Raw genomic sequence first — 15,046 nt, 5'->3', positions numbered from 1 at the left:
CATGAGTCAGCAGTTAGTCATTAGTGGATTGGAGGATGTGAGGTCCTCTTTTTCATTTTCAGTGCCTTTGCAGGTGCGTTTTTCCGATATCGATGGATACATGCATGTGAATAATGGGGTGTATTTCAGTTACCTGGAACACGCCCGTGCCTTGTATCTGTATCAGCAATGTGGTTGGGATGTGATGGACGTTGGGACGGTGGTAGCTGATTTACACATTTCCTACAAAAAGCCTATTCATGCCTTTGATCGTGTGTCAGCTTTTGTCCGCTGCAAATCAGTAGGCAATAGCTCGTTTGTGTTGGAGCAAGTGTTGGCAGGGACCACGGAAAAAGGTGAAGAAGCCATCTATGCAACAGCTTCCGTGGTGATGGTTTCGGTGGATATGAAGACCATGAAGCCCACACCTGTACCTACTCAATACCGAGTTAAATTGGAGCAGAAGTAAGAGAATCAGGGGTAAACCCCTATCTTTGCAGGAAATTTACGAAACGTGAAGAAGCAACTAGTATTCTGGGTAAGTCTGATTTGGCTAGCATCCTGCAGCCCATCAGCTGACGAGTTATTCCAGGAAGGAATCCGTCAATTGGAAGGTTCCGATTATCAAAAAGCAATCACTTATTTTGATAGAGCCATTGATCAAGACGCAAACTTTGCATCCGCTTTGAATGCCAAGGGCATTGCCTTGATTCAATTGGCCCAATATGACCGTGCCATTGAAGCATTAAACCGTTCTATAAAAATCGATAGCCTAAGCTATAAACCTTACCTGAACCGTGGAAATGCCTGGTTTGAAAAAGGGGAATTCCGTGCCGCAGTGATGGATTACAATACTGCTAATGGTTTGGAACCAGGGATTTTGGATGTGTATTTTAACCGTGGGGTAGCTTTGATGGGCCTCGAGTCCTATGAAGATGCGATTTTTGATTTTGACATTGTCATTCAGGAAAATCCAGGGAATTCCCGCGCTTGGTTTAATAAAGGCAAGTCCGAGTTTTGGAATAACGATCCAGTTTCTTCCATTAACTCTTTGACAAAAGCGGTGGACTTAGACAACACCAATGGAGAGGCATATTACCTGATAGGTACCATTCAAATGTCTGCTTTCAATATGGTGGACGAAGGCTGTGTCAACTTCAAAATGGCCAGAAGTTTGGGTTATGCCGGTGCACAAACCTGGATTGAAGATTTTTGTAAAGATTAATGGCACAGATCGGGACAGCGCTTGAGCAGGCTGCTGCATATTTGTCAGCAGGTGAATTGGTCGGGATACCGACGGAAACTGTCTATGGATTGGCTGGAAATGCCTTGAATCCGGATGCAGTGACCAAGATATTTACGACCAAAAACCGTCCGAGCTTTGATCCTTTGATCGTGCATACCTCTGATATTTATAAGGTTGAAGGATTTGTCCAAGATTTTCCAAGGCCCCTACGCTTACTAGCGGAACGTTTTTGGCCAGGTCCTTTGACCTTATTATTGCCGAAAAAGCCAATAGTACCAGATTTGGTCACTTCTGGCTTGGATACTGTGGCAGTGCGCATACCCCGTCACGAACTCACTTTGGAATTGTTGAGGCAATTGCCCTTTCCTTTGGCAGCCCCAAGTGCAAATCCTTTTGGCTACATCAGCCCAACCAAAGCTTCGCATGTCAACGATCAACTTGGTGACAAGATCCCCTACATTTTGGATGGAGGTGCTTGTGAGGTTGGTTTGGAGAGCACCATTGTGGGGATGTTGGACGGGGAGGTGACAGTGTTCCGTCTCGGAGGTTTGGAAGTGAAGAAAATCGAGAGCATCGTTGGCAAGGTGCAAGTGATGGCCCATAGCAGTTCCAATCCTCAAAGTCCCGGCATGTTAAAATCGCATTATGCACCAACGAAGCCATTTATCATCGGTAATTTGAAGGAACTGGTTCAAAAATATCAGAAAGAACAACTACCATTTGCCGTTTTATCTTTTCAGGAGCATTTTTCAGACTTGGATTCAGGAAAACAAATGCAGCTTTCTTCCCGTGGAAGCTTGGAGGAAGCTGCAAAAAACTTGTTTGCTGCCATGAGAACTTTGGACAGTCTGAATGTTTCTGTAATTTTATCCGAGTATTTGCCTGACGAAGGTCTAGGTAAAGCCATTAATGATCGACTCAAGCGGGCTGCTGCAGAGTCTATGGATGGTCTAGAGGATAGTTAGATTTCAAACCTTTTAAACAATAACCATATGAGTAACAAATTCAGAAGTGTTGACAGCATTGAATTCAAGGGTAAAAAAGCGTTGATCCGCGTGGACTTTAACGTGCCTTTGGATGGAGACTTAAAAGTCACTGATGATACGCGTATCCGTGCTGCTTTGCCAACCATCCAAAAGATTTTGGGAGATGGTGGTGCTGTGATCTTAATGTCACATTTGGGAAGACCTAAAGAGGGTCCAACCGATAAATATTCTTTAAAACATGTGATTGGTAACCTGGAGGCTTTGCTAGGTAAATCCGTCAAATTTGCCAATGACTGCATAGGAGATGAGGCCGTAAATTTGGCAGCATCCCTTCAGGCAGGTGAGGTGTTGTTATTGGAGAACCTACGTTTCTACAAAGAAGAGGAAAAAGGAAACGAGGAGTTTGCTGGAAAACTAGCAAAACTCGGGGATGTATATGTGAACGATGCCTTCGGTACTGCTCACCGTGCGCACGCTTCTACGGCAGTGATTGCACAGTTTTTTGAAGAAAAAGCAACCGGCTACTTGATGCTATCTGAGTTGGAAAATGCTGATAAAGTATTAGAAAATCCAGAAAGACCCTACACGGCAATCATGGGTGGAGCCAAAATTTCTGATAAGATCTTGATTATCGAGCGCTTATTAGAAAAGGTAGATAATCTTATCATTGGTGGTGGGATGTCTTACACTTTCTCCAAAGCCAAAGGTGGTCAAATCGGTAATTCTCTTTGTGAGGAGGATAAATTGGACTACGTATTGGAGTTGATGAAGAAAGCAGAAGCTAAAGGTGTGAAAATCATCCTTCCTGTAGATACGGTGACTTCTAAGTCATTTGCTAATGACGATGAGCAGGGCTTGGCGAGTGCAGGGGAAATTCCTGCTGACATGATGGGCTTAGATATTGGTCCAGAAACAAGAAAATTATTTGCTGATGTTATCAAAAACTCCAAAACCATCCTTTGGAATGGTCCTATGGGCGTATTTGAGATGTCGAGCTTCGTACATGGTACCGTGGCTGTTGCTGAGGCAATCGCAGAAGCGACTGAAAATGGAGCCTTCTCTTTGATCGGTGGTGGTGACTCTGCTGCTGCGGTCAATAAGTTTGGTTTCACGGATAAGGTGTCGTATGTATCCACTGGTGGTGGTGCTTTATTGGAACACATGGAAGGTAAAGTACTTCCAGGTGTAGCAGCTTTGCAGGTATAATTTGTAATAAAATAATCACAAAAAGCAGGTTTGGAGACGGGCCTGCTTTTTCTTTTTCGAATTATCGGTTTTAAGTTTTAACTTAGGAACCAAAATCATCTTAAACCCGATTTGGGTTTCTAGTGCGTATGCAATTCGTGAAAAAAATCCTCCCCTTTCTTTTCCTTCTGCTGTTGTTCAATTCTTGCATGGAGTTTGAAGAAATCGATGGGCCTTGCTTGGTGTTCTTAGTAGCGGATGATGATGGCCGGGAGCGTTTTTATGAGATCCGGGAGGATATTCGTAGAAATAAGTCCACCGGTGTATTTACCTACAGAGATGAAGAGGGACGACTGTGGTCGATTTCTTTAGCGGAAAACGGCCGTTATTATTCCAAAAGTACTATCGAAATACCCATAGAGGTTGACCGCATCGAATGTGGAACTCGCATATACAATGAGCGGGACAGAAGCGAGGATGATGATTAAATAAACGAAGCAGTGGAACCATCAGTAATTCCAGCGGTTGAGATTGATGAGGAGCTTTTGACCGAAGCTAAGATACAGGCGGATGTGGAAAAGCAAGTGATCGTCCATGTGACTATACAGTCAACTTACAGTTGGTGGCAATTACGTATCTGGCCGAGTACATATTTGATTCCTCGAGAAGGTGGTGCCCAAGCAAAATTATTGAACGCGGATAATATTCCTTTTTATCCACAGTGGCTGCACATTTTTGGGCCTATACATCGATTTACCTTGATTTTTGAGGGGCTGCCGAAGGACTGCGAGGTGTTTGATCTAGTAGAAGAAATCCCACAAAAAGGAGGTTTTGAAGTAAACGGCATATGCCGCAACCAATCCGACGTGTACCACGTGGAAATCTTCGAATAATTCAGTTAATCGTATAAGACACCTAAATAGTAAAGATTTTTAGCTTGGAATCCTTTTCTGGATTTCATTTCACGCAACGAGCGCAACGATTTACCGCCACGCTCGCTGAGAGTTTTGTCCACGAATGGCACTAAGTTTGTCTTTTCCTGAAAATTCTTGACACTTTTTTAAGAATAATTCTCTTATCTACATGTCACCAATATATCGCCGAACCTGTCTGCCACTAGTAGAGGCATATTTCAACTTTATTTCGCGCTAGCATATTTCAATAAAGATTCATCCTTCATCCTTTTCTTCCTACCCTCCAACCCGGCCCCTCGCTAAAAAGCTATCAATATAGCTTTTCTTAACGCTCGGTCCTCCCTCAACCTTCATCCTTCATCCTTCATCCTTCCCTCATCACTCTCTGAACTTAAACCCGGAAGGTCCTCTGCCTGCTGTAAAGGTCTTGACTTCTTGACCTGATTCATTGACTACAATGACGCTGCCATTGCCTTGAAAGCCGTTGTTGTCGGCGATGTAGATTTCTCTGGCGCTGTTGCGATAACCGATACCGTAGAAGCCAGAACCTTTGAAGAACTCAGGATTGCTGACGCTTCCATTGCTAAGGTTAACCTTTGCTACCGCATCATTGTAATCCGGCCAACCTGTGGAGGTGATGATATAGATGGAGTTATCTGTACCTAAAGCAAAATTGGAAGTAGCACGAGAAAGGTTGACCGTTATAGTTCTACTGATAGTGATGTTACTTTTGTTGATTTCATGAAAGTAAACATTGGATGCATCATGGGCATACAAAAACAAGTTATTACCTGACTCGAAAAAGAAGGACGGTCGGCCCGTAATATCCAAGGTACGGGATACAGTATCCTGATTAAGATTGATCACGCTAAGTTTTCTCGTGGCGCTTGATGCTACTAGTAATTGGTTGTTGACTGCAAATAAGCCTTCTGGACGGCTTTCAACAGGGATTTTGGTTGCAATGGGATCGCCTTTTACATTCTCAACGACTGCGATGTATGAATCGGGACTGTTGAAGTTTGCGTCGTAAGGTCCCCAATCACTGATATAAAGCTTGTTATTGGTGACAATGGCAGATCTGCTGATATCGAGGCCTTCCACCGCGCCCACACTTTTGAAGTCACCTGCATTTACTACTTCAACTTTGCCGGTATTGGCAACGAGGTAAATATGACCGTTATGTTCTACCAAGTCTTGAAGAAGCCCTGCAAAAGGTCTGTTGTTGGCTGCTTCGAAGATGTTGGGGCGGGCAGATTCTTGGGCAAATTCATAGAAAGAAACTTCTCCATCATTGGCACCGAATGCGCCTTCATTCATAATTAGAATCCCTCCTTTTTCAAATTCGCCCAAAGGAACTTCATTTCCATCAGGATTACAGGAAATAAGAAGGATAGCAGCCCAAAGGCTTAAAAGGAGACTAGTAAACTTTTTCATAGTGTTATTGTACAGTTAAATTGATAATTTCTTCCTGGCATGGGCCGTAAGCGCATGATATGGTATTCTTTGTCCAACAAGTTGTTGATATGAAATCCTGCGTTGAGTTTTTTAGTGTTCAGAAAATTAAATTGATAGCGAAATCCGATATCAACCAATTCGTAGGGCGCTACACTCAATTGGTTGTCCGTAGCCACAAATCGCTCACTTACCCAATGGGAACTCAAAAAAGCACTCCAACTATTTCGCTGCCAATCCAAGGTGCCCATCACCTTGTGCTCGGGCGTGTAAGGAAGTTGGTTTCCTTTGCTTTGGTCATTGGCGGAACTATTGGTTTGATTGATGGCCTGAACCCAATTATAAATTCCTGTAAAGGACCAGTGATTAGCTCCCATTTTTTTCTCTACTTGTGCACGGTATTCCAATCCAGAGTTGATCACACTGCGGATATTTTCGGGACTCCAGATGTTTCCCCGAGGCAACCAGATAATCCAATTGTCCACCCACATGCGGTACAAGGTCAGGTGTTGCTTGATTGCAAAACCATTGGTGGTAAGCTCTTGCTGAAGGCTAATCTCTGAGCTATAGCTATCTTCTGGAAGTAAATCAGGATTACCTCCCGGATTCCAAAAGCGATCGTTGAGCGTAGGGACTTTGAAACTCCTTGCTGCAGCAAATCCCAAGGATAATTTTTGATTGGCAGTGCGAAGAAAATTCCAGTCTCCTCCAATACTCGGTGTAAAAGGTGCCCAGTTTCCATCGTAAACAAATTGCCGAAGGTTTGCGGTAAGGGTCAAATGAGGGCTTGGAAGGATTTTTTGGGAATGGTACAATTCCCAACGCTGTTCCTGTGCTTCGTAAGTATCCAATTGTCCATCAATTTGCGTCAAGCGGAAACCAGTCCTGCTACTCTGCCTATCATTCCAATTTCTATCCAACTCTCCACTGAGAAAATATTGTTGGGTTTTGTTGACGGCAGCAATGTTGAAGATGAGCTCATCGAAGACGATCCCTGCTTTTACATTCCAAGTATTTTTTCCTTCAAAATGTAAGTAGTCAAGCATGGCCCGAAGATTTCGGTCTTGCTGTTGGTCTTGGGTATTGGAACCGATAATGGGGATGATTTGGCGGTCTGCTTCATTGTACCAAATGGCAACATGAAGTTGTTGACGGATAGAAATGTTCCAAGCCAAATCCTGCAAAAAGCCTTGTTGCGTCACTTCTCCATTGGGCATGCGCTCTATGGGCGTATTGATTCTGGAGAGATTTCTAAAAGGGAAGTCATTTCGTGAATGCTGACGGTAAGCTCGGGTTTTGGTAGAAAATGCTTGGTTAGAATAACTGTACGCTAATGATCGATCCCACCTGCCAAAACTCCCAAGGACACTTCCCACCTCCAAGCGATGTCCTTGGTTGAAGAGTTGACGTGTCCCTAGATGAACAGCTCCACCGATGGCGTCTGTGCCATAAAGCGCTCCCGAACTCCCTAAGTGAATATCCACTTGGTCAATAGCAGCAGTTGGTAGAATAGAAAAATCAGCCTGTCCTAAGGAAGGGGAGTTGATGGGGAGTCCATTCCAGAAAACAGCATTATGGCCAGCGGAAGTACCTCTCATGGTCAAAGAGGCGAGCATGCCCGGTCCATGTTGGCGTAAAAATAAGCCTGTTCTTCGTTGAAGTACCTCTGTTAGGGCATCTCCCCGAAAATCTTGCAAGTCCTTTTCCTGAAGCCTGAGCAATTGTTGCCCTGCTGCATATTTTTCAAGGTCAGGACCTTTGACTTCCACCACATTCAGTTCCAACGTATCTCCCAAATGCATACGGAAATCTGCCTTCCCCAAAAGTGGGAAACTGATCCAAAGGCTTGCTATGATGAGTGCTTTTTTCAAGGCTTTTAATTTTGTTGGGTTCAAAGCCTTGAAGTAGAAAGAGAATATACAGCAAACAGTCATCTATTCACAGATAACATACCTGCAAACAAGACCTACTACTGACGTGCGAATAGTTGTGAAACTAATACTCTTTCTTCTCATCCTTTCCACCGAAGGCTTTGAATACGCTGAAAATGGCAGGTCTCCTGGCTTCCCTGAGTTTACCGGCCTTCTCATCCCGTGAAGGGACAATGGCTATGGAGGGGTAAACTACTATTCCAACAAATGTCGGAATGGGGTTACAGTTGCGGGGACAGCTTCGGTTTCACACCGAATTCCCTTTTAATCCATGAAGCTCGCCGAGCCTCAGGAACCAATTCTCACCTACAAACATAAGGGCAAAGCGTTGACAAATTCAAATTTCCAAAGGATATTTTGTTGAAATTTTTAAAAAAGGTTGGATTGCATGGGAGATTCCTATATTTGGGGATTCAACAGATGATTCTTATGCGTGTGTTTAAAGCAATTTTTCTTTGCTTCGGGATGCTTTTGTTCCTATTGGTTGGATGTGCAACCAAGGAGTCCATTGAATCCTTGGAATTGGAAAGATTACCGCTGTCTTACGCGGAAGGATTCCAAGTGGAGAAGGGTGAGGGTTTTTGGGTGGTGACGGTGACTCAAGCATTTCCTGGGGCAAAGGAATCTTTTAGCTATCTGATATTGGAAGAGGAAAGTAACAGCTCTCTTGATGCGAAAGGGTTTGATGCGGTGATCCAATTGCCTGTCTCTGAGGTTATTTTAACCTCCACGACGCAAGTGCCGCATTTAGACTACTTAGGTGCCACGGATTTGTTGGTTGGCTTTCCCAACTTGGACTTGATTTCTTCCGTATCCACAAGAACTCGGATTACCAAGGGGCTAGTCAAGGATTTAGGTAATGCGCCAAGTGCCAATATCGAGCGAGTTTTGGAAATAGCCCCTGACTGGATGATGGTATCTACCTTGGGAGAAGATTTGAGCTATTTGGGAATTTTGAAAAAGGGGGGAGTTTCAGCGGTTATCAATGGAGAATATGTGGAACAGCATCCTTTGGGAAGGGCTGAATGGATAAAATTTACAGGTGTGCTTGTAGGGAAGTGGGATGAGGCAGTTGCTGTATTTGAGGAAATAGAGCAAAGGTATCTGAAAACCTTGGATTTACTGAAAACCCAGGAGCTTTCGAAGCCTACGGTACTTTCCGGGGTGATGTATAAAGATATTTGGTACATGCCGGGGGCAGATTCTTGGGGAGCCCGTTTATTGGCAGAGGCAGGGGGGGACTATCTTTTTCAAGATCAAAAAGGGTTTGGTAGCAGTCAATTGAGTTATGAAGTGGTACTGGATCGAGGACAAGAAGCAACATTCTGGATTGGAGCGGCTGATTTTCCAAGCTTACAAGCGATGGGTGAAGCTGAACCGAGGTACCGTGCCTTTGATGCTTGGAAAAACGGAAACATTTATACCTACACCCAGAAAAAAGGAGAAACAGGTGGCTTGGAATATTTCGAATTGGGTTATTTGCGTCCTGATTTGATAGTAAAAGATTTGATGATGATTTTTTATCCGGAACTTTTCCCGGATGAATCCATGTATTTTTACCAAAAAATTGAATGAGTAACAATTCCCGACATAGCCTTCTTTTGCTGGGTATTAGTATTGCCTGTGTAGTATTGTTTGTGCTCAATATTTCCTCAGGGTCGGTTGCGATACCGGTTGAGGAGATTTTTGGAAGGTTTTTTGGAGGGAGTTTTAGCAAAGCCTCATGGGAGACCATCGTGATGGATTATCGCATTCCGAAGGCAGTTACGGCACTATTGGTAGGTACAGCTTTGTCCATAGCGGGCTTACAAATGCAGACGTTTTTCAGAAATCCCTTGGCTGGCCCCTATGTGCTAGGGATTAGTTCGGGAGCAGGCTTAGGTGTGGCCTTGCTGGTATTGGCAGGTTCAATAATTGGTTTTTCGGGCTATGCTGTGGGTATGTGGGCGACCATTATTGCAGCTTCGGCAGGGGCTGTTTTAGTCTTGTTATTGATGAGTTTGACAGCATGGAAAGTCCGGGATAGCATGACTTTATTGATTGTAGGGTTGATGTTTGGGTCGGCAGTTTCGGCGCTAATAGCTGTTTTGGCCTTTTTTGCAGATGCTGAACAATTGAAAATGTTTACCATTTGGTCCATGGGTAGTTTGGGAAGTACGCAAAGTGAGCAATTAATTGGGTTTATCTTGGCCATTGTGGTCGGTTTGATACCGGTTTTGGCTATGTTGAAGTCCTATAACGCCATGCTTTTAGGTGAAAATTACGCTAGTAGTATGGGCGTGAATGTCAACAACCTCCGTTGGGCGATGATTGTGAGTACAGGGATTTTGGCAGGCTCGGCAACTGCTTTTTGTGGGCCGATTGCCTTTATTGGAATTGCTGTTCCACATATGGCGCGATTGCTGTTCCGTACCTCAGACCATAAGGTTTTGCTTCCTGCATCAGCATTGATTGGCATGGGGGTGCTGTTATTTTGCGACACCCTTGCGCAATTGCCCGGTTCGGTTCAGACTTTGCCGATTAATGCGGTCACTTCCTTGATTGGTGCGCCTATGGTGATTTGGTTGATTATGCGTAGAAACTTCAGTAAGGAATTTTAAGTACATTCAGCTATGAATCCATCACAATCAACATCCCTACTTCAAGCCAGAAATCTCAGTATCGGATACCATGTGAAAAAAGGTGCTCCGAAGCTGATCGCAGATGGGTTAAACTTTGATTTAAAAGACGGAGAACTTACCTGTCTATTAGGGCCTAATGGCGTAGGGAAGTCTACCTTGATCAAAACCATCATGGGGAGATTACCAGTTTTGGAAGGTGAGGTTCGCTTAAAAAATCAGCTGATTCAATATTATCGGTCGGATGCTTTGGCTAAGGAGTTGGCCGTAGTGTTGACGGATAAAATTGGTGGAGCACAGTTGACGGTGGAGGACTTGATTGCTTTGGGGCGAACGCCGCATACCAATTGGCTTGGGAAGATGAGTGGGGAAGATCAAGCAAAAGTGGATGAAGCTATTGCGCAAACACATATTGGCTACTTACGTGGCTCATTAATCGCTGAGCTCAGTGATGGTCAGCTCCAAAAGGTGATGATTGCAAGAGCTATTGCCCAAGATGCGGGAATCTTGATTTTGGATGAACCTACGGCGCATTTGGATTTGGTGAATCGCTTTGAAATTATGTTTTTACTCCGCAAGATTGCCAAGGAAAGTAAGAAAGCGATTTTGATTGTAACCCATGATTTGGAAATTGCTTTGGAGACGGCCGATCAGTTTTGGCTGATGACCTGTGGAGAACCCTTGAGAACAGGTTTGCCGGAGGACTTGGTTTGTTCAGGAGCCATCAATCAATTGCTGCCTGGAAAAGAGTTATTTTTTGATGCAGCCAAAGGAAAAGTCAAACTGCAATCACCGGCGGAAGATTTCCCCATCCAAGGAAACCCCACCAAAGCCCAATGGCTTGCGCATGCCTTGGTGAAGAATGGATTGAAATTCCCTATTGGCGTGACAATAGAAGCTACCGAGCAAGGATTTTTGTGGAAAGAAGAAGGGAAGGTAATGAGGGGCTTTGATGAGATTGGGGAAGTGTTGGATTGGTGTGGAAAGGATGAGAGAGGAAGGATGAAGGATGAATCTCCCAATATACACAGAAGCCGCAGAAAAATAGGTAGGTAAAGGCTTTTGCTAGAGAAGCGGATTTATAGAATGAATGAAGAAATTTGACGATTTTGGCATCAACCGTCATTCCTAACATTTGGAGGAAATGTCGAATGATGAATGTCGAACGTTGAATGATGAATTTTTGGAATAACTTTCAATCTAGCGAGTATAGTTGCTTTTGCTTTCGTCGCGCAAGACCGTGGTGGGCTTAGCGAGAAATAATTGCTTGGATTTTCTATAGATCACTAACGAAAGTCTTGAACCACATCTTAACACTTAACATTTTGCAACCACCACGCAGGTTCACAAGGAAAATCGTCTCACTGTTCACTGCTCACTTTTCATTCCTTCTCCAATGCCGGGGCTTAAAAGCCACGGCTATTGATAGGTGTATTCTTTCTCGAAGTTAGGAAGATTACTATCCAGAAATTCAATTCAACTCGTGGGTTAAAACTCACACACGAGTGCCTGAACTTCATTACCGTAATTCTTCATTCCTCATTCTAAATTATCCTCACTGTTCACTGCTCACTTTTCATTCCTTCTCCAATGCCGGGGCTTAAAAGCCACGGCTATTGATAGGTGTATTCTTTGGAAATAAGATTAAATTTCGTTTCAAAATTCAATAGCAGTCGTGGGTTAAAACCCACAAAACTGTAAGTTTGACTTATGCCTGGGACAAATACTCCTGAACCACATCTTAACACTTAACAATTAACATTTTGTACCCACCCCCACAGGTTCCCAAGGACAATCGAACTATTCACTGCTCACTATTCCACTGTTCCACTGTTCACTGCTTACTGCTCACTGCCAACTGCTCACTTTTCACTTCTCACTGTCCACTCCCTCTCTGTCTGATTGCTTCGTAGATCACCACTCCTGCGGATACGGATACGTTTAAGCTTTCGATGTTGCCTTTCATGGGGATTTTGATGAAGTCATTGCTGAGGCCCATCAATTCGGAGGAGATACCGTCTTCTTCTGAACCCATGATCAAGGCTGTTGGGATGCTGAAGTCGGCTTCGTACATCATTTTTTCTGCTTTTTCGGAGACTGCCACGACCTGTAAGCCCATTTTTTGAAGGTCTTTCACCGTGTAGTACAGGTTTTTTACTCTACAAATAGGTAAGTGATTCAAAGCACCTGCGGATGTTTTCACAGCATCGGAGTTGATTTGGGCCGCACCTTTTTCAGGGATAACGATGGCATGTACGCCAGCACATTCTGCTGTCCGAGCGATAGCGCCAAAATTTCGTACATCAGTGATTCTATCCAACACAAGAATCAAAGGAGCAATACCAGAAGAAAAACATGTTTCAATGACATTATCCAATGAAGCGTACTGAATGGCAGACATGTGAGCGATCACTCCTTGATGGTTTTTGCGGGTGATGCGGTTGAGTTTGGCATCGGGAACACGCACCACAGGAATGCGCTCGGCTTTTGCTAGGGCAAGCAGTTCTTTGGTCAGTTCATTGTTGACATCCTTGTCCAGTAAAATTTTATCAATATCCTTTTGCGCATGGATTGCTTCCATGACTGCGCGGGTACCAAAAATGAAATCCTTTTCTTGTTCGCCTTTATTGATTAGAAAGCCATCTGTGCGTTTCTCCATTGTGTGATGCTTTTAAACCACTCCGGCTGTAATGCTCTTGAGCGGTTGAGTACGTAATAATTGGGTGTCAAAATATTTTTGACGCGTGCAAAGGTAAAGGTTATTTTCGAATTTGAGTTCTCCGGCAAATACGACCACACCTCCCCGTTCAGGCGGAAAACCACCTCATTGGGAGGTCCCATCACGGTGTAGACCATACCTCTATCAGTTTTCCAGCCTTCTTTGAAGTCAGTAAACAGGATATTGGCAAATTCAATTTGCTTGAAATATTCCCGGATTATTTTTCTGGAAGCTTCTTCTTCTTTGGTCAAGTTAAACCAATAGAGGTCCAAAGCCTGCTTTTTGTCTTCTGCTTCCTTCAGAGATTCGTGTTCTCTTCGGGTACTGATATAAGCGACCATTTCTACCATTTCCTCGTAGGTTTTGACTTTTGGAAAAGCATCGTGGGTCGATCGGATCAACATGCCGGAGGCGGAAGTAGTATCTGTTTGTAGGAAATAATAGCCCAACTGATCAAAGGACTGAGGGATATTGGTTAAAAACTCGCCCTCATAATTCACTGTCAATTCTCTTGGGACAGCAGCGGGGCGAATCTCCATGGGAGGTAAGGGAACATCAAAGACCGTAGGATAATGAAAATGATGAATGCCAATCGTTCCCCTGCTTCTGAACTCCAGCGGTTCAGTCATTGTCAGGAAAGTTTGGTCAAAAGGAATTCCATCACTATAGTATCCCCAAAACTGAGGGAAATCAAAAATAAATGGACTGATGAGGTCTGTGTGATAGTAGTACTCATCTCCTTGCCGGGTGTCGGTCACTCGAAGGACAGCAAAAGCCATTTCCTGTTCCAAAGGGATAGTGACCTCTCTTTCAAAGTAGAAATGGTAATCTGTCTCTCTGCGGATATCTACATCCTGAAGTTCCGTCCATTTGTCAGCCGAAAGTGGTTCCTGAAAACTGCTGACCACTGCGTAAGCAAATCGGTAAATGCCATTTTCAATGCCTTCTTCAATTTTTTCAATAGGCATTTGAAGTAAAAAAGACCGCTCACCAGTTTTCAATGGAATGATTTTAGGAGATACCCGCGAGTAGCGTGAGTATCGTAATGCCTGATTAAGATTCTCCAAAGTTTGTTGGGCCCATAATTGGCTATTGAAACCCATGGAGAAAATCAAACATATAAGAACTATTGATATTCGTTGATTTTTTCGCTTTCGCATCAGTACTTGTTTAACTATAAATTATGTTACTTGAGTTCGTCCGAAGTCATATTTATTCTTCTTTCTCCAATAGGTAGAATTACTTCTTCATATTCAAACGGACCGATAATCAAATCAAGAACATTAATGCCACCATTACTTCTTTCCAAGATGAAATTAATGTGTCTTTTTTTGACTACGTCTATGGTTCTGCTTAGTTCATTTTCAAAAATAGAATCTATAATCTTTAGACTTGCTTGAGTACCTGATTTAATATACGTGTATCTATATTGTTGGTCTGGACTTAATGTTAAATCTTTTGTAGGGGCGGTGCTGGCAGAAATAGTTGCCGATTTTACAAAGTTGTTTTTTAGTGTGATTAGTCCATAATCTGTGTCGGCTTCCAAAATTACATCTGTTGTCTGATTAGTTACTGAAAATTCCCCTTCCACAAAAAAAGGTAAAAAACTTTCAAAAACTCCTCCCTCAACAATAGACTTATAACGATAATTACCAGTAGGTAGAGATACTGAAAATGCTTCTGAAAAATTATTGGGGTTGTAAGTGACTTTTGTTTGTTGCTGGGTTTCTAAATTTATGATTTCAAGAACTGCCTCATTTTTAAAAATATGGTTCCAAAAACTTACTGCCGATAATCGTCCATCAGCTGGAGTAGGCATTTGAAAGTCAAAGCTCTTAATACTGAATGTGACTGTTTGAAGCTGAGGAGTTGGACTTTCTTTTTCACCACATGAGCTTAGCAAGAAGGTATAGCTGGCCAGAAATCCAATTAATGCAAGATTAAACAAAGCTATTCGGTTCATTAATGAAGTAGTTAAAGTTAAATTCGATTATCAAAACATATATCTTGGAGATT

General features: G+C 43.2%; 14 protein-coding genes and 1 riboswitch. Of the genes, 9 read left to right on the top strand and 5 right to left on the bottom strand.

The genetic code is table 11. The annotated features are described in order from the left end of the window. The first annotated feature begins 1 nt into the window (after position 1). From IE080_RS13400 to IE080_RS13375, 6 genes are all read left to right on the top strand, one after another. On the top strand, positions 2 to 448 hold the full coding sequence (locus IE080_RS13400) for an acyl-CoA thioesterase (protein ID WP_189583475.1): 447 nt from the start codon (positions 2 to 4) through the stop codon (positions 446 to 448). Between the two features lie 45 nt (positions 449 to 493). Beyond that, positions 494 to 1,204: a tetratricopeptide repeat protein gene (locus IE080_RS13395; protein WP_189583473.1), complete on the top strand. Its 711-nt coding sequence runs from the start codon at positions 494 to 496 to the stop codon at positions 1,202 to 1,204. Next, positions 1,204 to 2,190 (top strand): L-threonylcarbamoyladenylate synthase, encoded by a 987-nt coding sequence (locus IE080_RS13390; RefSeq protein ID WP_189583471.1) that lies wholly within the window; start codon positions 1,204 to 1,206, stop codon positions 2,188 to 2,190. The genes IE080_RS13395 and IE080_RS13390 overlap by 1 nt, the downstream gene beginning before the upstream one ends. Positions 2,191 to 2,217: 27 nt before the next feature. Continuing rightward, complete coding sequence (locus IE080_RS13385) at positions 2,218 to 3,417, top strand: phosphoglycerate kinase (RefSeq protein ID WP_189583469.1); 1,200 nt, start codon at positions 2,218 to 2,220, stop codon at positions 3,415 to 3,417. A gap of 137 nt (positions 3,418 to 3,554) precedes the next feature. Then, on the top strand, positions 3,555 to 3,884 hold the full coding sequence (locus IE080_RS13380) for a hypothetical protein (RefSeq protein ID WP_189583467.1): 330 nt from the start codon (positions 3,555 to 3,557) through the stop codon (positions 3,882 to 3,884). Between the two features lie 12 nt (positions 3,885 to 3,896). Beyond that, on the top strand, positions 3,897 to 4,289 hold the full coding sequence (locus IE080_RS13375) for a hypothetical protein (protein ID WP_189583464.1): 393 nt from the start codon (positions 3,897 to 3,899) through the stop codon (positions 4,287 to 4,289). A gap of 399 nt (positions 4,290 to 4,688) precedes the next feature. Here the strand turns inward: IE080_RS13375 and IE080_RS13370 are convergent, their stop codons facing one another. Beyond that, on the bottom strand, positions 4,689 to 5,744 hold the full coding sequence (locus IE080_RS13370) for a YncE family protein (protein ID WP_189583461.1): 1,056 nt from the start codon (positions 5,742 to 5,744) through the stop codon (positions 4,689 to 4,691). Beyond that, positions 5,741 to 7,633 (bottom strand): TonB-dependent receptor, encoded by a 1,893-nt coding sequence (locus tag IE080_RS13365; protein WP_229800637.1) that lies wholly within the window; start codon positions 7,631 to 7,633, stop codon positions 5,741 to 5,743. Before IE080_RS13365 ends, IE080_RS13370 begins: the two co-directional genes overlap by 4 nt. A gap of 161 nt (positions 7,634 to 7,794) precedes the next feature. Continuing rightward, a riboswitch (cobalamin riboswitch) is annotated at positions 7,795 to 8,008 on the bottom strand. Between the two features lie 114 nt (positions 8,009 to 8,122). Here IE080_RS13365 and IE080_RS13360 point away from each other — a divergent pair. Genes IE080_RS13360 through IE080_RS13350 form a run of 3 tightly spaced genes read left to right on the top strand, consistent with a single transcriptional unit; the run spans position 8,123 to position 11,367 of the window. Further along, positions 8,123 to 9,268: an ABC transporter substrate-binding protein gene (locus IE080_RS13360; RefSeq protein ID WP_229800636.1), complete on the top strand. Its 1,146-nt coding sequence runs from the start codon at positions 8,123 to 8,125 to the stop codon at positions 9,266 to 9,268. Then, positions 9,265 to 10,293, top strand: a complete 1,029-nt coding sequence (locus IE080_RS13355; RefSeq protein ID WP_189583458.1) for an iron chelate uptake ABC transporter family permease subunit — start codon at positions 9,265 to 9,267, stop codon at positions 10,291 to 10,293. Before IE080_RS13360 ends, IE080_RS13355 begins: the two co-directional genes overlap by 4 nt. 12 nt (positions 10,294 to 10,305) lie before the next feature. Then, a complete protein-coding gene (locus tag IE080_RS13350) occupies positions 10,306 to 11,367 on the top strand; it encodes an ABC transporter ATP-binding protein (RefSeq protein ID WP_189583455.1) in 1,062 nt (353 codons plus the stop codon). Positions 11,368 to 12,187: 820 nt separating this feature from the next. Here IE080_RS13350 and rlmB read toward each other — a convergent pair. The 3 genes from rlmB to IE080_RS13335 are packed head-to-tail and all read right to left on the bottom strand — an operon-like array spanning position 12,188 to position 14,993. Further along, on the bottom strand, positions 12,188 to 12,970 hold the full coding sequence (gene rlmB / locus IE080_RS13345) for a 23S rRNA (guanosine(2251)-2'-O)-methyltransferase RlmB (protein WP_189583452.1): 783 nt from the start codon (positions 12,968 to 12,970) through the stop codon (positions 12,188 to 12,190). Continuing rightward, positions 12,943 to 14,190: a GWxTD domain-containing protein gene (locus IE080_RS13340; protein WP_189583449.1), complete on the bottom strand. Its 1,248-nt coding sequence runs from the start codon at positions 14,188 to 14,190 to the stop codon at positions 12,943 to 12,945. The genes rlmB and IE080_RS13340 overlap by 28 nt, the downstream gene beginning before the upstream one ends. A gap of 26 nt (positions 14,191 to 14,216) precedes the next feature. Next, a complete protein-coding gene (locus tag IE080_RS13335) occupies positions 14,217 to 14,993 on the bottom strand; it encodes a hypothetical protein (RefSeq protein WP_189583446.1) in 777 nt (258 codons plus the stop codon). Between the last annotated feature and the right edge of the window lie 53 nt (positions 14,994 to 15,046).

Origin of the sequence: Mongoliitalea lutea (assembly GCF_014652135.1) — a bacterium.
Lineage (GTDB): Bacteria > Bacteroidota > Bacteroidia > Cytophagales > Cyclobacteriaceae > Mongoliitalea > Mongoliitalea lutea.
This window is presented reverse-complemented; position numbering and strand designations above follow the sequence as displayed.

Excerpts from the sequence above, each read along its gene's own strand:
- IE080_RS13400 (WP_189583475.1), top strand. The coding sequence starts at position 2 with ATGAGTCAGCAGTTAGTCATTAGTGGATTGGAGGATGTGAGGTCCTCT.
- IE080_RS13390 (WP_189583471.1), top strand. The coding sequence starts at position 1,204 with ATGGCACAGATCGGGACAGCGCTTGAGCAGGCTGCTGCATATTTGTCA.
- IE080_RS13385 (WP_189583469.1), top strand. The coding sequence starts at position 2,218 with ATGAGTAACAAATTCAGAAGTGTTGACAGCATTGAATTCAAGGGTAAA.
- IE080_RS13370 (WP_189583461.1), bottom strand. The coding sequence starts at position 5,744 with ATGAAAAAGTTTACTAGTCTCCTTTTAAGCCTTTGGGCTGCTATCCTT.
- IE080_RS13360 (WP_229800636.1), top strand. The coding sequence starts at position 8,123 with ATGCGTGTGTTTAAAGCAATTTTTCTTTGCTTCGGGATGCTTTTGTTC.
- IE080_RS13355 (WP_189583458.1), top strand. The coding sequence starts at position 9,265 with ATGAGTAACAATTCCCGACATAGCCTTCTTTTGCTGGGTATTAGTATT.
- IE080_RS13350 (WP_189583455.1), top strand. The coding sequence starts at position 10,306 with ATGAATCCATCACAATCAACATCCCTACTTCAAGCCAGAAATCTCAGT.
- rlmB (WP_189583452.1), bottom strand. The coding sequence starts at position 12,970 with ATGGAGAAACGCACAGATGGCTTTCTAATCAATAAAGGCGAACAAGAA.
- IE080_RS13340 (WP_189583449.1), bottom strand. The coding sequence starts at position 14,190 with ATGCGAAAGCGAAAAAATCAACGAATATCAATAGTTCTTATATGTTTG.
- IE080_RS13335 (WP_189583446.1), bottom strand. The coding sequence starts at position 14,993 with ATGAACCGAATAGCTTTGTTTAATCTTGCATTAATTGGATTTCTGGCC.